We start from the raw sequence: 20787 nt of genomic DNA on the forward strand, positions 1-20787 counted from the left end.
CATTGCTCAGTGTCTCCATCAAGCGATATTGTATTGGGTTGTTTGAACGTTAGTAAAAAGAGCTCTCATCGGTCTGTCTTACCGAGTGTTGAGTTTTGTCAGAAGAGTCGTTGCCAGTCGAACATTAGGGTGTGATTGGAGTTGCGAGTAGAAGTTATCGATGTCTGTACTCTTATCTAACAATTTAGGTTTGGCCAAATAGAAACCTTGATAGAAATGCGTGTCCAATGCCTGCATCGCCAATAGCTGTTCTCTTGTTTCTATACCCTCAATGACGACCATGCATTTCAACTGTTTTGCCAGTTCAATGCCCCGCAACAAGCTATTTTGTTGGCCGCTTAAATATTGCAAAAGTATGTTTCTGTCTATCTTGATGATATCGGGCTGCAAGCTCTGAACTCTAAAATCATCCGAACCATCAGCTCCATAGTCATCAACGGCCACACGCAATCCATTTTGGCGACATTCAATAATGGCCTTTCGCAATTCGATGATTTCTTGGGTGCTGTCTACCTCGTGCTCAAGTATCTCATTGACGATTTGTTCTCTCTTGATGCCAAGTTCTTTTAATCTATTCAAAACCAAGGCTTGTCCATGTGACTTTAAGTTCGATAACGCCGTCGCGGGTAGTAGGTTGACGAACAAATTGATAGAGAGATGGAGTAAAGAAAAATTCCGAAAATGTAAAACGCGTGCGAGGCGATCAAGATTAATTTGGTGATAGTACTCATCAGTGCCAAAGGCTCTCTTTGCAAACAAATCGCCAGGGTTAACCCATTCTCCGTCAATGGTTCGTACTCTCAACAGAGCTTCTAAGCCCATTATGTTGAATCTTTTGTCGAAAAGTGGGTGGTAGGCCGTGCAGAGGAATAAGTTTCCATAGTAAGCGCAAGTAACACCATTTTCGCAAGTCTGCAGGTGTGATTCAAAATCCGCTTGTGACGTTAAAATATGAACCAAACTGAGCTCCTTGAATCCTCTTTGGGCTACTTTAAAAGTATATCCACAACTTAGCGTTTCGCCATTTAAGAGCTGGATTTGGTGCATTGAAAGTAGAATGACATCGAGATTAAAACAGTTCAACATCATCGATGAATGGACGCAGAGGCGAGGCAATTCTTCCTTCTCGACATAAATGCTCATAGCAATGCACTTGATTGCGGCCATGTTCTTTGGCGAAGTAGAGTGCTTTATCTGCGTTGTCGAGCATGGTGGGGAAATAATCTCCTAGGCTGAGTGAGCAAAAACCTGCACTAAAAGTGAGAGCGCCCACTTGAGGGAAATGACGGTTTTGAATTGCAACCCTAAAGGCCTCTAATTGCTCGTAAACGTGTTGTTCATCTCCGGTCGAGAAAACAATCACAAACTCTTCACCACCAAAGCGAAACAACAGAGAAGAGGGCCCGAAATAGTGCTGCATTTGTTGAGCAAACATCAGTAGGACTTCATCACCAATCATGTGCCCAAAGCGATCGTTGATTGATTTAAAATGGTCAATATCGAGCATCGCAATCCACAGTTTGCTCTCTTCCTCTTTTGCCGATGGATGTAAAGATAAGGTTTGGTGAAGTCTATCTTCTAACGTGCGGCGATTGAGTAAGCCAGTGAGTTTATCGCGTTCACTTTCATGCAAAATGGCGGTGTAATTACGATAAATTCGCGCAAAGCCACTAATCAGCAAACGATAAGGTTCAGCGGGTTCACGTAAAATCAAACAGAGTTCTGCTGAGAAGTTTTCTTCAATGGGAATAGGGCAACGGCATTGGTACTGACCATCCTGTTGCTGGCTAAAAACGATCTCGGTTTGAGCGTACTGATATTCCTTGTTGGGATAGGCTTCGTTATATACCCACTGATATTTCTTTGTGCCTTTAGAGTCAAGCGTGATGTCCAACCGTGCGACCAAAAGGGTTGAAGGGCCTTTGTGATGCAGCAAGAGGGCGGAAGAAATCGGTAAAAGCTCTGATAAAGTCACCAAAATGCTGTAACTGAGGGCAAGAGAATTTTTTTGCTCGGTGATTTCGATAATGGATTCCAGTACTTTTTCATTCATACGATATGATTTCCTTCAGGAGCCGCTTTTCTCAAGTATAGGAAAGGAAACCTGCGAATAGAAAAGTATCGAGAGAAACAATCAGCGCCTGTGGTAAGGCGCTGAGAAAACTCAATATGAAAAATACTTCCGTTGATTATTGGGAGAATATGTTGGTCGATAGATAATTTCTGGCGTTAAACAAACTGCTTCATTAGTCGCTGTAAGTCTTCAATACTGTCCACTAAGTGGCTGGTACGTTGCACAGAGCTTTGAGACGACTGAGATGTCTCATCGGCGAGCTGCTTAATGTTGACGATGTTGCGATTGATCTCTTGCGTTACACTGGCTTGTTGCTCTACCGCAGTGGCGATTTGATGGCTGCTGTCTGTTACCGCATCCAGCTTATTGCGAATAACGGAAAGAACATCGCCTGTTGCATCGGCTTGTTTCTTACAATCCTGAGACAAACCCACCCCCGTGTTCATTGCTTCCACCGCTTGTTTGGCCGTTGTTTGAAGCTGACTGATCATCGCATGGATCTCATTGGCACTGCTGCCCGTTTTTGAGGCCAAATTCCGGACTTCATCGGCCACCACGGCAAAGCCACGGCCCGCCTCCCCAGCACGCGCGGCTTCAATTGCAGCGTTTAACGCCAATAGATTGGTCTGTTCAGAGATGGTGGTGATCACTTCTAAAATACTGTCGATTTTCTGAGTATGGTTCGATAACTGCTCAATCACGGCTTTAGAGTGTGCCAGCTCTTTGGCCATGGCATCCACCACTCGTATGGTGGTTCCAATGCTCTCCAAGCCGGTTTGAGACGCCTCATTGGCTTCTTCTGTTAGCATGGACGCGGCAGACGCCGCATTCGCCACCTCATTGATTGAGTGAGTCAGCTCCTCAACGGCGGCGGCCACTTGCTGCGTTTCGTGGCATTGTTGATCTAAGCTGGCACCGATGGACTGAATGGTGGCAAATTCCTCTTCTGCTGAGATCAGAATTCCGCCGGTAGTTTCAGTGGCACGAGCCGTCACCGCGCGCAATTCCGCCTTTTTCATCATTAACGCCAACTCGATTTGTGAGTAATCGTCAAAATGATTGGTATAAGGCTTCTCCATGAGGGGATTATGGTAGGCATCATGAGCTAGGGTTCGAAGATTGCCAAATCGTTTCGCTTGGTAGAGAGCGTTAACCCCCAAAAGCAAAGCGCAACCACTGCTAAGAGTGAGTAAGGCGCTAGAAGCGGTGAATGTGCCAGCCAAAATTAAGCCCGCAGTTGCAAAAGAACCAAGAGTAGAAAGGTGGTGGAAAGTGAGCCTTGGTTTTGCACGATATTTATTCGCTCGCAGCTGATCGTAAAGCGCCTGTGCTCGTGCTACTTGTTCTGCGCTTGGTCTAGAACGGACGGATTGAAATTCAATGATGTCTCCATCAGCACTTTTGATCGGTGTAACGAACGCCGACACCCAGTAATGTTTCCCATCGCTGCATCGGTTTTTTACTAACCCCATCCAGCTTTTTCCTGAGCGTAAGTATTGCCACAGCTGAGCAAAAGCTTGCTTTGGCATATCAGGGTGACGAACCATGTTATGAGGATTGCCAACTAACTCCTGCTGTGAGAACCCGGCAATATCACAAAACTCGTTGTTCGCGTAAGTAATGATGCTGTCTGGGTTAGTGGTTGAGATTAGATTGGCACGTTCTGAATAGTCTTTGTTGAGCGTAGATTGGGTGGTCATTTTGAATATTATTTCTCTTAGAATGTGTGATAGAGCAAGTCGCGGAAAGGTGCTTTTGAGTACACCGGTGGCTATGATACAGCTTGAATAATCATCACATTTATGACCTGAATCAAAGCTTTAGGGATATTAATAAACTGGTTATTAAAAGGTGATTCGCTTCAACTTGGTGTGGAAAATAAAACACTTAAAACAAATTGTTACATTGGTATCGTGACATCGATCGTATCAATTGTTCGTTTTCGATCATTGACGGTCGTTAAGATGGGATAAAGTGTGAAAAAATATTACAACAATTTTGCTTTAGAACGATCTTCTTTTCCAAATGTCGCTGTTCATGTTGGTATGGAAAGTGTCCAACCCCACATTTTTAAGGGTTTATCCATCTAACCCTAAAGTGTCTACCCCTTTAGGGTAGTTTAATTTCGTAATTGATTTACATCATATTTTCATTTTCTTTCATAATTAACAATGCGCTCAGATAAGAACCTAACCCTTAGGAAGTATTATGAGCAAGTTGAAGCTAGTGATTGTCGGTAACGGGATGGTCGGCCACCGTTATATCGAAGATCTGGTTGATAAAACGGATGTTTCTCAGTACGACATCACCGTATTTTGTGAAGAACCACGCGTCGCGTACGATCGTGTTCACCTTTCTTCATACTTTTCACATCACACCGCAGATGAACTTTCACTGGTTAAAACGGGCTTTTATGAAAAGCACGCGATCAAAGTGCTGCTAGGTGAACGCGCGATCAATATCAACCGTGAAAAACAAACGGTGTATTCGAGTTCGGGCCGTGAAATTCAATACGATAAGCTGATTCTTGCGACAGGTTCTTACCCATTTGTTCCACCAATCAAAGGTAATGAGAGCAAAGATTGTTTTGTTTACCGCACCATAGAAGATCTTAAAGCTATCGAGCTCTGCGCGAAGAAGAGTAAAAGCGGTGTAGTGATTGGCGGTGGTTTGCTTGGTTTGGAAGCGGCGGGTGCACTAAAAGCCCTTGGTATGGAAACACACGTGGTCGAGTTTGCCCCTAAACTGATGGCTGAACAGCTGGATCAAGCGGGTGGTGACCAACTTCGTCAAAAAATCGAACGTATGGGCGTGAAAGTTCATACCAGCAAAAACACCTTGGAAATCGCAGCAGAAGGCAAACAAGCACGCAATGTGATGCGCTTTGCCGATGGCACTGAGCTTGAGACTGACTTCATCGTGTTCTCTGCGGGTATCCGTCCTCAAGACAAACTGGCTCGCCAAATGGGCCTTGGTATCGCACCTCGTGGCGGTATTGAAATTAACGACCACTGTCAAACCACAGACAGCAATATCTACGCCATTGGTGAATGTGCGTCATGGAATAAGATGTTCTATGGGCTGGTTGCGCCGGGTTACAAAATGGCCACCGTTGCCGTGGATCACCTACTCGGCAACGTTGACAGTAAGTTTGAAGGGGCGGATATGTCTGCCAAGCTCAAACTGCTGGGTGTCAAAGTAGGCTCGATTGGCGACGCTAATGGTCGCACTCCTGGTTGTAAGAGCTACGTTTATCAAAACGAAGAGCTTGAAGTCTACAAGCGTTTGATCGTTTCAGCAGACAACAAGAAATTACTCGGCGCAGTAATGGTAGGTGACACGTCGGATTACGGTGACTTACTGCAACTGATGTTGAATGAAATTGAGCTGCCACAGCATCCAGATACCTTGATCCTGCCGGCGCACGCTGGTGCTGAGAAGCCAAAACTCGGCGCAGATTCACTGCCAGATTCTGCGGTGATCTGTTCGTGTTTCGATGTGACTAAAGGCAAAATCGCACAAGCGGTGGCTGACGGTCATCACACCATCGGCGATATCAAAGCGGTTACCGGTGCAGGCACTGGCTGTGGTGGTTGTATTCCACTGGTTACTTCGGTACTAAACGCTGAGCTTGCAAAAGCGGGTGTGGAAGTGAAAAGCGATATCTGTGAGCACTTCGCGTACTCTCGCCAAGAGCTGTTCCACCTTATTCGTATCGAAGAGATCAAAACCTTCGACGAACTGTTGGCAAAACACGGCAAAGGCTATGGCTGTGAAGTGTGTAAGCCAGCGGTGGGTTCAATTTTGGCGTCATGCTGGGGTGAGCACATCCTGAAGCCTCAGTTAGTGAAGTTGCACGACACCAACGACAACTTCCTCGGCAACATGCAAAAAGACGGCACTTATTCTGTGATCCCACGTATGGCAGGTGGTGAAGTGACACCGCAAGCACTGAAAGTGTTGGCGGAAGTCGCGGCTGAGTACAACCTCTACACCAAAGTAACGGGTGCTCAGCGTATTGGTCTGTTTGGTGCACAAAAAGACGATCTTCCAGCCATCTGGAAAAAACTGATTGCCGCTGGCTATGAGACTGGCCAAGCGTATGCCAAAGCACTGCGCATGGCGAAGACCTGTGTGGGTTCAACCTGGTGTCGTTACGGTGTTCAGGATTCGGTAGGTCTTGGCGTGTTTATCGAGAACCGCTACAAAGGCATCCGCACTCCGCACAAGATGAAATTTGGTGTGTCAGGCTGTACGCGTGAATGTGCTGAAGCGCAGGGTAAAGACCTCGGCATTATCGCCACAGACGCAGGCTGGAACATGTACGTGTGTGGTAATGGCGGTATGAAGCCTCGCCACGCTGATTTGCTGGCTAGCGACTTAGACCAAGAAACGCTGATCAAATACATCGACCGTTTCATGATGTTCTACATCCGCACTTCTGCGCCACTGCAGCGCACCTCTGTGTGGCTAGGCAACATGGAAGGGGGGGTGGACTACCTACGCCAAGTGATTGTTGAAGACAAATTAGGCATCAATGAACAGTTGGAAGCGGACATCGCGAAATTGGTGGAAGCGTATCGCTGTGAATGGAATGAAACCATTAACGATGAAGCTCAGCTAACACGCTTTGCGCACTTTATTAACTCAGACAAGCGTGATGAAAACGTTGTGTTTGTTTCAGAGCGTCAACAACATCGCCCAGCAACGTTTGCAGAGAAACACCCGGAGTTGAAAGGTGACATCTTGCACGTAGCGGTAACGGAATAATAGGAGAAGCAAACATGGCTTTCGAACAAGTATGCGACATTAACGACATTATTCCAGGTACGGGTGTTTGTGCCTTGGTCAATGGGCAGCAAATTGCGCTGTTTAGACCAAGTGAAGAAGAGCAGGTATTTGCTATCAGTAACATGGACCCATTTGCGCGCTCAAACGTGTTATCTCGCGGTTTGATCGCCGAGCACAAAGGCGAGCTTTGGGTTGCGAGTCCACTGAAAAAGCAGCGCTTTAACTTGGCAACGGGTGCGTGTATGGAAGATGAACGTTTTAACATCAAAGCATACCAAGCGCGCGTCAATAACGGCATTGTCGAAATCTCTGCTTAACTAAGCGTTAGCTAAGCTGGTAAGAGATTCAATAGCACAAAGGTTTCTTGTTCCCTTAACGGATTTTTGTAGGGAAAAGACGAAAATGAACAGGAAGCCTTTCTCTATTCAATCTTTCACTTTTAATTTTAACTTTTATAAAGGGACGCATTATGTCTGACTTAAGACCTGCAGAGTTCGTACAAACCATGATTGATGTTGGTGAAGCGAAAGTAAAAACCTCGACGCGTGATTTGTTACTGCGCGGTATGATGGCAGGTATCATTCTGTCGTTGGCGGTTGTGGTGGCGATTACCACCATTACGCAAACAGGCATTGGCATTGTGGGTGCGTTAGTGTTCCCTGTGGGTTTTTGTATCCTCAGCCTAATGGGTTACGACTTGGTGACAGGTGTTTTTGGTTTGGCACCGTTAGCGAAATTTGAAAATCGTCCTGGCATTACTTGGGGCCGTATCTTACGTTGTTGGGGCCTTGTTGGTCTGGGTAACTTGATTGGTTCACTGCTTGTGGCGTTTTTGATTGCGCTTTCGCTAACCATGAACTTCAGTGTTGAACCAAATGCTGTCGGTCAAACCTTTATCAAGGCAGCGACTGCTCGTACTGTTGGTTTTGAAAACCTAGGTGCTGACGGTTGGATCACCTGTTTCGTGCGCGGTATTCTGTGTAACTTGATGGTGTGTCTAGGCGTGATTGGTAACCTGTCTGCGCGTACCGTTGCAGGTAAAATTGCGGCAATGTGGCTACCTATCTTTATCTTCTTTGCGTTGGTTTTCGAACACGCGGTGGTGAACATGTTCCTATTCCCGCTAGGTATGATGCTGGGTGCGGATTTTGGTATCGCGACTTGGTTGAACTTCAACCTGATCCCAACCATTCTTGGTAACATCGTAGGCGGCTTGCTGTTCACCTGTATTCCTCTGTATCTGACTCACGCGAAAACGGCACCAGCAATTGATGTGACTGAAAAGCAATCTGAAATCAAGGCAGAGCCTGCGCTGAGCATCAAATAAACCAGATCGCCCTGAGGTGTTCCCTCAGGGCGACGATTCAACTGATTCAACACTGAGAAAATCGCCAACACAGCAACCACCATTCACTCGTTTTGCTGATAAAAAGTAAACATTTCCCTCACAGAGAGGCGCAGAGTGGTACTCTTTATCATCAAATTTATTCAATAGGCTCAACCATGACGCTAACTTCTTTATCCTCATTGCAAAATCAAGGTTTTGTTTCTCTTGTCGGTGCGGGCCCTGGCGATCCGGATTTGCTCACGGTCAAGGGCTACCGAGTGATTCAACAAGCGGAAGTGGTGGTATACGACCGTTTGGTTTCACCGGAAATTCTCGCGTTAGCCAACGAAAAGGCGGAAATGATCTACGTGGGTAAGAAGCTTGATTTTCATTGTGTTCCGCAAGAAGAGATCAACCAAATTCTGGTGAGAAAAGCATTGGAAGGAAAACGTGTGGTTCGCTTGAAAGGGGGCGACTCGTTCATCTTCGGCCGTGGTGGAGAAGAGCTTGAAGAGTTAGCGGAACATGATGTGCGTTTCGAAGTGGTGCCGGGCATCACCGCGGCGGCGGGGGCAACGGCCTATGCAGGTATTCCACTTACCCACAGAGATCACGCGCAAAGCGTGCAGTTTATTACTGGGCACATTCAAAAAGATGGCAAAGAGATAGAGTGGCCATCATTGGCGCAGGCTAACAACACTTTGGTGTTTTATATGGGGTTAAAGCAGTGCCGCTATATCGCGGAGAAATTGCTTGAAAACGGGTTGGATGCGTCAACGTCGTGCGCGATTATTGAAAATGGCACCCGTCGCGAGCAGCGCGTATTGACGGGCAGTTTGACACAACTCCCTGAATTGGCCACTCAAGCAATCAGTCCCGCTTTGATCGTGGTCGGCAGCGTGACCTCGCTGCATGACAAACTCAAGTGGTTTAATTAGCTCTTTGGGCCATAAGTGGTCATCGCTGTGGCCAGTTGAAATCCCAACCTACAGATGGCTTTTGGCTAGTCATCTGTTTGGGATGCTTCTACCTTTGACTAAGAATCTACCCCTACCAATTGTCTTCGGGTAAACGAAGGCGCTTCGTTGTCATCTGTTACTCGGTGAGACTCCTCAAAGAGCGACAGCTGTGCCTGTATATTAAGCCAAACAGCCTCACTAATGCGGATCCTCAGCACCGCTTCAACCCCTGCTAGCAAGGTTTTAATGACGACACACCGCTCTGTTTAGCGTCATGCTGCTGACAATATTGTTCGTTGTTTTCAGATATTTTCTTGAACAAAGTCATAACCGAGTCTAGCTTTTTAACATAAATATAACAAAAGCATGTGTCGTTTAGATTCGACTTTATCAATCTCAACGTTGGCGCGGTGAGTCAGAGGAGATAGCTTTTGAAGAAACGATTTCTCACACTGATGGGGCTGTTTGACCTGATGCTAGTCGGCTTCGGTGCGCCAGCCATTGCATCGCAAACAGACTTCAATATGACCCAAGGGGTCACACAGATCAGTCAGCAGGTGTATGAGTTGCACATGCTGATTTTTTATATCTGCTGTGCCATAGCACTGATTGTGTTTGGGGCCATGTTCTATGCCATTTTTAAACACCGAAAATCGAAAGGGGCCGTCGCTGCGCATTTTCATGAAAGCACCAAAGTGGAGGTGATATGGACGGTGATTCCGATTTTGATCCTCGTCGCGATGGCGATTCCAGCCACCAAAACGTTGGTGGCGATGGAGGACACATCTCAATCTGATCTGACGGTTAAAATTACCGGTTCTCAGTGGAAATGGCACTACAGCTATTTCGGGGAAGATGTTGAGTTCTTCAGTTTACTGGCGACCTCGCAAAAGCAGATCGATGGTCTTGAAGTCAAAGGGGCCAATTATTTGTTGGAAGTGGATAATCCTCTGGTTGTCCCCATCAATCGTAAGATCCGTTTTCTTCTCACTTCTGATGATGTCATTCACTCGTGGTGGGTGCCCGATTTTGCGGTGAAGAAAGATACCATTCCCGGTTTCATCAATGAAGCATGGACACGCATCGACCAGCCCGGGGTATACCGTGGCCAGTGTGCTGAGTTGTGTGGTCGAGCGCATGGTTTTATGCCCGTGGTGGTGCATGCCATGGAGGAGAACGATTTTGAACAATGGCTTGCCAATAAGAAAACCGAGTTAGCCGAAGCGAAGCAAGCGGCAGCATCGGCACTAACGCAAACACTGTCGCTGGATGAGTTGATGGCTCAAGGTGAAGCGATTTACAGCGCGCGATGCGCGGTTTGCCATCAAGCCAATGGCATGGGGATCCCTGGAGCCTTTCCCGCCATTAAAGGCAGTGCGATTGCCACTGGGGATCGCGACAAGCACATCGACATTGTTCTTAATGGTAAAGCAGGAACCGCAATGCAAGCTTTTGCCAATCAGCTTTCCGAGCAAGAGATTGCTTCGGTGGTCACGTATCAACGCAATGCCTTTGGTAATGACACAGGTGATGCGGTGCAAGCGGCTGACATCAACGCCCATAAAGCGCAGAGTCGCGGGGAGGGACAATGAGTCAATTTGAAAAACCGGTCAAATCTGCGTCGGCAGAAAGTGAACTGTCTAGTGCGGTGGCGGTGGAAAGCGACGCTCATGAACATCATCAACCTTCTGGCATAGGCCGTTGGATCTACTCCACCAATCACAAAGACATTGGCACGCTCTACCTTTGGTTTAGCTTCATCATGTTTTTAACCGGTGGTGCGATGGCGATGGTTATTCGCGCGGAACTCTTTCAACCGGGTTTGCAATTGGTGGATCCGCAATTCTTTAATCAAATGACCACAGTTCACGGTTTGGTGATGGTGTTTGGTGCGGTCATGCCAGCCTTCACTGGCCTCGCCAACTGGATGATCCCGATGATGATTGGTGCGCCGGATATGGCGTTGCCAAGAATGAATAACTTGAGCTTTTGGATTTTGCCTTTTGCCTTTTTAATCCTCATCGGTTCGCTGTTTTTGCCCGGCGGCGGCCCTGATTTTGGTTGGACTTTCTATGCGCCGCTTTCGACCAAGTATGGCCCCGATAGCACGGCACTGTTTGTGTTCTCTGTGCACATTATGGGGATCAGTTCCATCATGGGCGCGATCAATGTGATAGTGACCATCGTTAATATGCGTGCACCGGGTATGACCTGGTTTAAGCTACCGATGTTCGTTTGGACTTGGTTGATTACGGCGTTCTTGTTGATTGCTGTGATGCCCGTGTTGGCAGGGGCTGTGACCATGGTGCTGACAGATAAGTATTTCGGCACCAGTTTCTTTGACGCGGCAGGTGGTGGTGACCCTGTGATGTTCCAACACATCTTTTGGTTTTTCGGCCACCCTGAAGTTTACATCATGATTTTGCCGTCCTTCGGTATTGTCTCCGCCATCATCCCTGCTTTTAGTGGCAAAAAGCTTTTTGGCTATCACTCAATGGTTTACGCCACTTGCAGTATTGCACTGCTCTCGTTTGTGGTGTGGGCACACCATATGTTCACCACTGGCATGCCGGTATTTGCCGAGCTGTTCTTTATGTATTGCACCATGCTGATTGCGGTTCCGACTGGGGTTAAAGTGTTTAACTGGGTTGCGACTATGTGGCGTGGCTCGTTGACGTTTGAAACGCCGATGTTGTTTGCGATCGCCTTTATTGTGTTGTTCACCATTGGTGGTTTCTCCGGCCTGATGTTGGCGATTGTTCCTGCGGATTTTCAATATCACGATACCTATTTTGTAGTGGCCCATTTCCACTATGTGCTGGTTTCTGGTGCGGTGTTCTCCATCATGGCGGCGGCCTATTATTGGCTGCCCAAGTGGACGGGGCATATGTACGACCAGCGGCTTAGTTTGTGGCATTTTTGGTGCTCGGTGATTTCGGTCAATATCCTTTTCTTCCCAATGCATTTCCTTGGCTTGGCGGGGATGCCACGACGTATTCCAGACTACGCGATTCAGTTTGCTGATGTGAATCAGATTGTCTCGATTGGCGGATTTGCCTTTGGCTTATCGCAGCTTATCTTCCTCTGGCTGGTGATTAAATGCGTCAAAGGAGGCGACAAAGCCGCAGCCAAACCGTGGGAAAGAGCGGAAGGGTTGGAGTGGACAGTACCTAGCCCAGCCCCACATCACACCTTCTCGACACCACCCAAAGTGGATTGAGGTGACATGATGACTGGGGGAAGATCGAACCGCGTTCTTACACTTAAGCTGACGATGGCGGCTTTGGCGATGTTTGGTTTCGGTTTTGCGTTGGTGCCTCTGTATGACGTGATGTGCGATGTGCTTGGCATCAATGGTAAAACCGATAATGTTGCCGTGACGGCTCCGGTAGGGTTGCAAATTGATACCAGCCGAACCATTCGCGTCGAGTTTATGGCGCATGTTTCACCAGATATGCCGTGGAGCTTCAAACCGCAATCGGTCACGCTCAATGTGCATCCGGGAGAAGTGATTCAAACGGCGTATCTGGCGCAAAACCTCAGCCAAGAGATCTTAGTTGGTCAGGCGGTGCCTTCGGTGTCTCCGGGGCAGGGCGCGGCATTTTTCAACAAGATTGAGTGTTTTTGTTTTAATCGCCAACCCATTGAAGGAAATCAGTTGGCACAGATGCCGCTGATTTTTTACATCGAACCTGACTTACCCGCCGAAATTCACACATTAACGCTCTCTTACACCTTGTATCGCTTACCCGTTGAACAAGTCGATAGAGAGAAACTTGCGCAATTATCTGGACTCAAGGAGGCAACCAATCCACTGCCTCAGGGAGCTGAGCTATGAGTAACAAACATCCGTCATATTATGTTCCTGCCCAAAGCAATTGGCCGATTCTTGGGGCTTTTGCGCTCTTTATGATTGCCGTTGGGGCTGGCATGACCGTTCAGGGAACGCAAATCGAAGGACCCGTGGGGCCAATTGGTAATGTGATTTTAATCGTCGGTTTTGTCACCTTGCTGTATATGCTGGCAGGGTGGTTTAGCAACGTGATCACCGAATCACTCACCGGAAAATACAGCGAGCAGATTGCCCGCTCGTTTCGACAAGGAATGAGTTGGTTTATTTTTTCTGAGGTGATGTTTTTCGGCGCGTTTTTTGGTGCGCTTTTCTACGCAAGAATGGTGGCAGTGCCATGGCTTGGTGGGGCAGACAACAATGCCATGACGCATGAGATTTTGTGGCCAAGCTTTGAAGCCCTTTGGCCTCTGACCACCACACCATCTGGTCAAGAAACACAAGCAATGCCATGGCAAGGGATCCCTTTGGTTAATACCATCATTTTGTTGACCTCATCGATTACCCTGCATTTGGCGCATACCAGCTTAGAGAAAAATCAACGTATGGCGTTGATTGTTTGGTTGGAGATCACCATCGTCCTCGCGGGCTTCTTCCTTTTCTATCAAGTCGAGGAATATGCCCATGCTTATCAGGAAATGGGGCTGACACTGCAATCGGGCATTTATGGCAATACCTTCTTTCTCTTGACGGGTTTTCACGGCATGCATGTGTTCTTAGGTACGACGTTTTTGATCGTGTTACTCGGACGCATCGCCAAAGATCATTTCACGCCGAAAGATCATTTTGCCTTTCAAGCGGGTAGTTGGTATTGGCATTTTGTTGACGTGGTTTGGCTCTGTTTGTTTGTTTTTGTCTACGTTCTGTAATGCAATCAATTTAGTATGGTCTTGGGTTGGGTTCTACCCAACCCGTTGTTAACGCGATCAGCAGAAACAGCACCACCAATGCGGAGAGCATCACTCTGCGCCCCAAATAGTGGCTCATGGATTTCCCATTGGGAGAAGAGTCGGCACGCACCATATGGAATAGGGCTAAACCCAAGTTGGCAATAATGAACAATAGCAGAAGAACCAGTATCAATTTGAATAGAAATATCGGCATAGTGACTCCGAAAGCTGCGTTGATCCGATCGCCCGGCGCCATTGTCGCCGCATTGTTAACTTTGGTCGTATTTACCCTGTTGGTCAAACTGGGTTTATGGCAGCTCTCGCGTGCAGAGGAAAAGTCGCAACTTGAAATAGAGTTACAACAGCGTGCTTTGCAAGCACCGCAGCCCTTGCTTGATGTGCTCAATGTGGAACACGCAGCCGCGTTTTCGGTGACGGGAGTGAGAGTGGAAACCAATGTCGCGCCAAGTGCGTTGCCCATTGTGCTGCTCGACAACCAAACGTGGAACGGGAAAGTGGGTTATCTCGCTTATCAGGTGATGGCATTGATGGATGAACCGGGAAGTTATCTGCTGGTGGAGATCGGTTTTGTCGACGGTGGTTTACAACGCCAATCTCTCCCCAAAGTGCAAGGCTTTCGCGAACCTCTGTTTTTAACTGGGAGGTTGTATCAAAAATCCGTTAACCCATTGAGTGACCAACTCCATTTAGAACCGAGTGATCCAATACGAGTGCAAAACATGGTGATAGCGGATCTCAGCAAGCAACTCAACGTCAGTCTCATACCGACATTGTTTCAACCTGATAACCTCACCCATTGGCCCTATCCTCAACCTTGGCAGCCACTGAGCATGGGGAGTCAAAAGCATTTTGCCTATGCGATGCAGTGGTTTGCGATGGCGTTGGTGTTATTGCTGATCTCTTCGATGATTTTTGTTCGCTACCTACGCATTCGCCGCAAGGAGGTATCGCATGATTTCCACACAAAATAGAGGCCGTTTCATTCTGCTGCTGTTGGTTCTCACCTTTGCTTTGCCCGCCATTGTCGCGAAAGTGGTATTGGAACAACATTGGTATCAATCCGGGGTCTCAAACAAAGGGGAGTTGATAGAACCCTACACCACCTTACAAAGTCTCGGGCAGGTGAATCCATTTCAGGGAAAAGGGTGGCAACTGGCGTATTTGCTGCCCACCTCTTGTGAAGCCCTTTGCCAGCAGCAACTGCATCTTTTAGGCCAAAATCATCTCGCTTTGGGCAAATATCAAGAGAGAGTCGAAGCAGTAGTTTGGGCATTTTCTCCAACAACAACTAATCTTAAATATGAGCAGGTTGTGATAACAAAACAGATTGAAAGCGTTTTGAAACCGGGGGATATGGTGATCGTCGATCCACTAGGTCAGTTGGTGATGCGCTACCCACTGAACGCCACCAAGTCACTCATAGAGCAAAATAAAGAAATACTCTCAGATCTGAGGAAGCTGCTTAAACTTTCGCGAGTTGGTTGAAGGGGAGGGAGCCATGAATCTTCATCGGATTATGGTACAAATTGCGTTGGTGTTAACCTCGGTGGTGATACTACTTGGTGCTTACACGCGGCTTTCGGATGCGGGGTTGGGATGCCCTGACTGGCCCGGCTGTTACGGCCATCTCACGGTGCCGAATAGCGCGGCGGAACTGAGCGTTGTGGAGGCTAATTTTCCAGGCATGTTGGTTGAACCAAACAAAGCGTGGCTGGAAATGATTCATCGCTATTTTGCTGGTAGCTTAGGCGTTCTCATTTTCGCCATTACCTTACTCTGTCTGTTTAAAGCCAAAGCTCCGAAGGTGGTGCCAATTGTGCTTTCATTGTTGGTTGTCGCTCAGGCGCTGCTAGGCATGTGGACGGTGACCATGAAACTCATGCCAGTGGTGGTGATGGCGCATTTGCTCGGCGGCTTCTTACTGTTTGTGTTGCTTGCGATACTCTATTGCCAACTCAAACCAACTGAATTTATGGTGGATTGGCAGTTTGTCGATCCAAGGCTAAGGTTTTTCTCATTTTTTGTAATCGCTGTGGTGGTTTTGCAAATCCTTTTAGGTGGATGGACGTCATCCAATTACGCGGCACTAATGTGCAGTGAACTGCCGATTTGTGAAGGGGATTGGGTAAGCTACCTAGATTGGAAGAACGCGTTCGATTTTTGGAATTTAGGCCACCACACCTACGAGTTTGGCGTTTTGGAATATCCAGCCAGAATGACCATTCACGTCACGCATCGTATCGGCGCCATGGTCACGTTTTTCTGTGTTATGACCTACTGCTTTTGGCTCTATCAACAAAGCGAACCTATCGTTCAGCAACTGGCCATTGCGATTGGGTTGGTTTTGCTGGCACAGGTGGGGTTGGGCATAAGTAATGTTCTCTATCAGTTACCACTGTCTGTCGCGGTGGCTCACAATTTAGGTGCCGCATTACTGATTATGTTGGTGAGTGTGAGCAGCTATGTGCTTTGGCAGGAACAGCCGGGTATAGAACTCAATTTCGAGGGATTTAAATATGAGTAAAACGTTATCCGTCGACAAGCCACAAACACGATCTTCATGGAGTACTTACTGGACCCTCACCAAGCCCAAAGTGGTCGCGTTGATGTTATTGACGTCGGTGGTTGGTATGAGCTTGGCGCCTCATGAGCACTTTACTTGGCATCAGGCACTGATCGCTTTGGTCGGCATTGCGCTCATGGCGGGATCGGCGGCGGCGTTTAATCATCTGATTGATAGAAGAATCGATGCCAAAATGGCAAGAACGTATCGTCGGCCGCTTCCTAAAGGGGATGTCAGCCCTTTCAATGTGCTGTTGTTCGCGCTTCTCATCGGTTCGTTAGGGTTTCTATCACTAATGCTCTGGGTAAATAGCCTCACTGCCTATCTCACCTTTGCCAGTTTGTTGGGCTATGCGGTGGTTTATACACTCTATTTAAAACGAGCGACCCCTCAAAATATCGTGATTGCAGGTATTGCTGGCGCGATGCCGCCCTTACTAGGCTGGACATCGATAACGGGGGAGTTACATCCTCATGCATGGTTGTTGGTGATGATCATTTTCATTTGGACCCCTCCGCATTTTTGGGCGTTGGCGATTCACAGAAAAGAGGATTATGCCAAGGTGAATATCCCCATGCTGCCAGTGACGCATGGCGTTGAATACACCAAAACGTCGATTCTTCTCTATGCCATTCTGCTGGCGTTGGTTTGTATGCTTCCCGTGTTGGTTGGAATGGCCAGCTATCTCTATTTATTCAGTGCCCTGGTGCTGAATGTCTGTTTTGTTCTGTATGCAATAAAACTCAAGTTTCGAGCCGAAGAGCGCACCGCAATCGAGATGTTTCGTTTCTCTATCTACTTTTTGTTGCTGCTGTTTTGCGCTTTGTTACTCGATCAGCAACTGGCTGGATAAATTAAGAAAGAGCGAACAAAAGGCTACAGCATCGAGCTGGATTGCATCCACTCTTCTCGCCATGCAATAAATTCTTCCAAGGCTATTGGTTTGCTAACACAATAGCCTTGTATTTCATCACAGCCTAGCTCTCTAAGTGATTCAAATAGGGCGTAGGATTCCACGCCTTCTGCCACCACCTGTAACCCTAGATTGTGTGCAAGGTGGAGGGTGGAACTCACGATCACCTTATCATTTGGGTTTTCCAGCATGTTTAAAACAAATGATTTGTCGACTTTCAATTCATTGACGGGTAGCCGCTGTAGATAGCCAAGGGAAGAATAGCCGGTACCAAAGTCATCGATAGAGAGATGAAAGCCCATTTGAGACAACTTCAGCAAGGTCAGTTCTGATGTTTCTGGATCCTCCATGATGGCGCTTTCTGTGATTTCTAAACAGAGGCCACTGGCAGGGACATGGTATTCGCTGAGCCAGTGTTGTAAGTCATCGAGAAGCTGAGGGTTAATCAAATCCCATGTCGAGAGATTGACCGAAATAGTCAGTTGACCGGAGAGTGGCTGTAACTCCCGCCAATGCTGAATCACTTGTTGTATCATCCAGCGTGTCAGTTCCCTTACATAACCCGTTTGTTCAGCAAAAGGGACAAAGAAGAAGGGGGCAAGCAGGCCTCTTTCAGGATGTTGCCAGCGAATCAGCGCCTCTGCCGACGACACCACTTTGGTCGTGGCCATGACTTTGGGTTGAAGATAGACGCGTAACTCATTTTGTAATATCGCCCGCCTCAACTCTGACAATAGAGAAAGATTTTCGGGATTGGCGGTGACCAAGGCACTGTCGTAGAAAACAACCTGTGCTTTTTTGCGTTTGGCACTGTACATGGCGATCTGTGATGCGTTAAGTAAGCTATCAACGTCCCCGCCATCGCTTGGCCAAGTGGCGACCCCGATAGAGACACTGATATCAATTGGGGTATCGTTGACATAGAAAGGGGCATCAAGACGTTGTTTGATCCTTATAACACTGTCAACCAGCTCATCACGGTTGGTTTTTATTTCACCCACAAACTCGTCACCACTGATTCGAGCAGCAAAAAGAGGGATGCTTTCCGAGGTTAACGTGAGTCTTTGCGCCATTTCTTGTAACACCGCATCGCCGACATGGTAACCCAATACATCGTTGATGTGTTTAAAGCGGTCTAGGTTGATGGTGATGACCGAAATTGATTTGAGCGATGGATGGGCCAGCTCTTGTTTTAAGTGTTGTCGGAAGTGTTCCCGGTTCGGAAGATGCGTCAAAGTATCGAAGTAAGCGAGTTGGGTGATGGTCTGTTTTTGCTCCTGAAGACGTCCGCGCATTTGATCAAATCCCCTTGTCAGTTGACCAATTTCATCAGGACGCTGTGTACCTTCAATCGTTGCCGTGTAGTTGCCATCGGCCAGCGCTTCGGTTGCTTTGGTGAGTGTGATTAAAGGGCGGATAACGCGATGAGATAAGGCAAGAACGGCAAGAGTAAAGAGCACAATCGCCAATCCAGATACCCACAAATATTGAGAGGCGAGCTTGTCAAAGCGAAGGCTTGCCGCATCCAAAGATTCAAGGAAAACGACGGAAATCCAATTTTGACCGGCGAGCTTTTCAGTCAATGTATCCGTTACGTAAACTTTGTCCGCTATGGTACGGTCTTGTTCTCGAGAATCGGAGATCGCTTGAGAATCGCTCAATAAGGAAAAATAGTTTTTAATCATGGATTGGTTAGACACCACATAACGCTTAGGTGAATGGTTGAGTGATGATATGAGTGCGATATCAACCTTCGCCAGTTGACTAGCCAGCGCAATGCGCTGTTCGGTGATTTCAAAGCCAAACAACACATAGCCAATAATGCGTGGTGCTCGAATAGGGGCTAAGACAAATTGTGTCGGTTTACCTTGGTAAACCATTAAATGATAAGGTGTTTCGGTGGAAAACTGTTGCACTGCAACAACCAGTTCACCACGTGAGGCATCGGAAATATTTTCTTCTGAAAGTGCTCTCAAACGCCATTGAGTATCGATAAGTACAGCAACGGACGCATCCACTCGGGCAGCGTTGTTTTGCAATGCTGAAGTGATTGTCTGCTGATCTTGTGTTGCAACGGCGGTGCGAAAACCAAAGTCTGATGCGAGAAGGTCTGCGCTCTGTTGTAAGCGGGAGTTTGTTTCGATTAGCAATTGTTCCCAAACGCGTTTTGAAACATCCAGTGTGTTCTGAATCTCATCTCTTACATGAGTTTCGACTGTGGTTTGGACGAGAGCGAAGCTGACCAGCTGGATAGCAGCAAGAAACACGATCACCAGAGAAACAAAGCGACGAGCAAGGCTGGTGCGTAGGTAGTGACCAAATAGCGAATTCACAGATCCCCTCCTAACGCGGGCATCACGATTTCGACAGCAGCATTGTTTGCCGTTAAGCGTTTGCTTTGAGTGACGAGGGGAGAACCAATGGGTAACGCAGAATGCCACACTTCAATCTGATACGTATCGGCTGGTTGCTGAGTGAAGTGCACTTCGCCTTGATTGTCTGTTGTGGCGAAGAGTGGTGTGTCGGAGACTAAAATCCATGCCAGCATGCTATCGTGAATATTGCAGCCAATCTCGACAACCCCCGCCTTATCAAACACAACGGGTTTTTCTGGACGACCTGAATAGAGTTTGAGTTCAAATGTTTTTGCGTTTGAGAATGAGTAAACGTGGTGCCGAACTCTATCACGATTAGGAAACTCAACGGCACTGCCTTTGGTGATCACCAATACATTCGGGGTAAAAGTTCGGTTGTTTTGGCTTAATTCGGTGACAGGCATCGGCTGGAGTGACTGAAGAAGCGCGTCTGACTTGAGAAACACGACCGCGTTTTCAAGAGGTTCCCCTTGCTGAGTGAATACCCGTACTGTCAAATCCGCGGCGAAGCCGGGCAAGGAAACTAGAGACAGCCACAATAAATGAATAGTTCGTTTGCTCACGATGGTACTTCCTCAATAGCTCATTTGTGTTTTTGGATCTGTGCATCGCTTGTCGTGACGGCTTGATAGCGGTGATGTTTTAACTATAGATGAAAGATGGCAAACAGAATGTTTGATGCAAGTAGAAAGAAACTTGTGCGCTTTTTGGCCTGCGGAAACGAGGGCGAAATAGACTGGAGAGTTAGCCTAGTTCGGTATAGTAAGGATAATAAAAAGCCCCGCTGAATAAAGCAGGGCTTTGAGTTTGATTTGGTCAGAAATCGTGATTACGCGAGAAGCTCTTTCGCTGTGTTCACCACGTTTTCTACCGTGAAACCGAACATTTCGAACAATTGGTCAGCAGGCGCAGATTCACCGAAAGTCGTCATACCGATGATGCGACCGTCGAAGCCAACGTACTTGTACCAGAAATCCGCAATGCCCGCTTCGATAGCGATACGTGCCGTTACGTCTGATGGCAG

The 20787-nt window shown here is 47.4% G+C and carries 19 protein-coding genes; 12 read left to right on the forward strand and 7 right to left on the reverse strand.

The features are described from left to right. Window positions 1-78 precede the first annotated feature (78 nt). The 3 genes from FC652_RS17255 to FC652_RS17265 form a co-directional block, all read right to left on the reverse strand. Complete coding sequence (locus FC652_RS17255; protein WP_176299545.1) at window positions 79-1143, reverse strand: EAL domain-containing protein; 1065 nt, start codon at window positions 1141-1143, stop codon at window positions 79-81. Beyond that, window positions 1070-2053, reverse strand: coding sequence for a GGDEF domain-containing protein (locus FC652_RS17260; protein WP_176299546.1), 984 nt, complete (start codon window positions 2051-2053; stop codon window positions 1070-1072). The genes FC652_RS17255 and FC652_RS17260 overlap by 74 nt, the downstream gene beginning before the upstream one ends. A gap of 176 nt (window positions 2054-2229) precedes the next feature. Continuing rightward, complete coding sequence (locus FC652_RS17265) at window positions 2230-3774, reverse strand: PAS domain-containing methyl-accepting chemotaxis protein (RefSeq protein WP_176299547.1); 1545 nt, start codon at window positions 3772-3774, stop codon at window positions 2230-2232. Window positions 3775-4282: 508 nt separating this feature from the next. Here FC652_RS17265 and nirB point away from each other — a divergent pair. The 8 genes from nirB to FC652_RS17305 all read left to right on the forward strand — a co-directional run bounded on the left by nirB (window position 4283) and on the right by FC652_RS17305 (window position 13870). Continuing rightward, entirely contained in the window at window positions 4283-6844 is a 2562-nt protein-coding gene (gene nirB, locus FC652_RS17270) for a nitrite reductase large subunit NirB (protein WP_176299548.1), read from the forward strand. 14 nt (window positions 6845-6858) lie between these two features. Next, complete coding sequence (gene nirD / locus FC652_RS17275; RefSeq protein ID WP_011081328.1) at window positions 6859-7182, forward strand: nitrite reductase small subunit NirD; 324 nt, start codon at window positions 6859-6861, stop codon at window positions 7180-7182. A 152-nt stretch (window positions 7183-7334) separates the two neighbouring features. Further along, window positions 7335-8192, forward strand: a complete 858-nt coding sequence (locus tag FC652_RS17280) for a formate/nitrite transporter family protein (protein ID WP_176299549.1) — start codon at window positions 7335-7337, stop codon at window positions 8190-8192. Window positions 8193-8368: 176 nt separating this feature from the next. Further along, window positions 8369-9130, forward strand: coding sequence for a uroporphyrinogen-III C-methyltransferase (cobA, locus tag FC652_RS17285; protein WP_176299550.1), 762 nt, complete (start codon window positions 8369-8371; stop codon window positions 9128-9130). Between the two features lie 494 nt (window positions 9131-9624). Next, the gene (gene coxB / locus FC652_RS17290; RefSeq protein WP_176299560.1) at window positions 9625-10743 is read left to right on the forward strand and encodes a cytochrome c oxidase subunit II; all 1119 of its coding nucleotides are present in this window, start codon (window positions 9625-9627) and stop codon (window positions 10741-10743) included. Then, window positions 10740-12371, forward strand: coding sequence for a cytochrome c oxidase subunit I (ctaD, locus tag FC652_RS17295; RefSeq protein WP_176299551.1), 1632 nt, complete (start codon window positions 10740-10742; stop codon window positions 12369-12371). Before coxB ends, ctaD begins: the two co-directional genes overlap by 4 nt. A gap of 6 nt (window positions 12372-12377) precedes the next feature. Continuing rightward, window positions 12378-12989: a cytochrome c oxidase assembly protein gene (locus FC652_RS17300; RefSeq protein WP_176299552.1), complete on the forward strand. Its 612-nt coding sequence runs from the start codon at window positions 12378-12380 to the stop codon at window positions 12987-12989. Next, window positions 12986-13870 carry a cytochrome c oxidase subunit 3 gene (locus FC652_RS17305; protein WP_011081508.1) on the forward strand — a complete coding sequence of 295 codons (885 nt, stop codon included), beginning with the start codon at window positions 12986-12988 and terminating at the stop codon, window positions 13868-13870. Before FC652_RS17300 ends, FC652_RS17305 begins: the two co-directional genes overlap by 4 nt. 10 nt (window positions 13871-13880) lie before the next feature. Here FC652_RS17305 and FC652_RS17310 read toward each other — a convergent pair whose 3' ends face one another. Then, window positions 13881-14105 (reverse strand): DUF2909 domain-containing protein, encoded by a 225-nt coding sequence (locus tag FC652_RS17310; protein WP_015728103.1) that lies wholly within the window; start codon window positions 14103-14105, stop codon window positions 13881-13883. A gap of 1 nt (window position 14106) precedes the next feature. Here FC652_RS17310 and FC652_RS17315 point away from each other — a divergent pair, with 1 nt between their 5' ends. From FC652_RS17315 to cyoE, 4 genes are read left to right on the forward strand one after another with little or no spacing between them, the layout of a single operon-like run. Next, complete coding sequence (locus FC652_RS17315; protein ID WP_242629394.1) at window positions 14107-14883, forward strand: SURF1 family protein; 777 nt, start codon at window positions 14107-14109, stop codon at window positions 14881-14883. Beyond that, window positions 14864-15397 (forward strand): hypothetical protein, encoded by a 534-nt coding sequence (locus FC652_RS17320; protein WP_043877556.1) that lies wholly within the window; start codon window positions 14864-14866, stop codon window positions 15395-15397. Before FC652_RS17315 ends, FC652_RS17320 begins: the two co-directional genes overlap by 20 nt. 13 nt (window positions 15398-15410) lie before the next feature. After that, window positions 15411-16436 (forward strand): heme A synthase, encoded by a 1026-nt coding sequence (locus FC652_RS17325; protein ID WP_176299553.1) that lies wholly within the window; start codon window positions 15411-15413, stop codon window positions 16434-16436. Beyond that, on the forward strand, window positions 16429-17328 hold the full coding sequence (cyoE, locus tag FC652_RS17330) for a heme o synthase (protein ID WP_176299554.1): 900 nt from the start codon (window positions 16429-16431) through the stop codon (window positions 17326-17328). Before FC652_RS17325 ends, cyoE begins: the two co-directional genes overlap by 8 nt. A 23-nt stretch (window positions 17329-17351) precedes the next feature. On the opposite strand, the gene FC652_RS17335 is transcribed toward cyoE, so the two are convergent. The 3 genes from FC652_RS17335 to FC652_RS17345 form a co-directional block, all read right to left on the reverse strand. Continuing rightward, a complete protein-coding gene (locus FC652_RS17335; RefSeq protein ID WP_176299555.1) occupies window positions 17352-19721 on the reverse strand; it encodes an EAL domain-containing protein in 2370 nt (789 codons plus the stop codon). After that, window positions 19718-20326, reverse strand: coding sequence for a methylamine utilization protein (locus tag FC652_RS17340; protein WP_176299556.1), 609 nt, complete (start codon window positions 20324-20326; stop codon window positions 19718-19720). The genes FC652_RS17335 and FC652_RS17340 overlap by 4 nt, the downstream gene beginning before the upstream one ends. Before the next feature lie 266 nt (window positions 20327-20592). Further along, a partial coding sequence (locus FC652_RS17345; protein WP_176299557.1) for a hypothetical protein occupies window positions 20593-20787 on the reverse strand: 195 nt, incomplete at its 5' end.

This window comes from Vibrio sp. 05-20-BW147 (genome assembly GCF_013369385.1).
Lineage (GTDB): Bacteria > Pseudomonadota > Gammaproteobacteria > Enterobacterales > Vibrionaceae > Vibrio > Vibrio floridensis.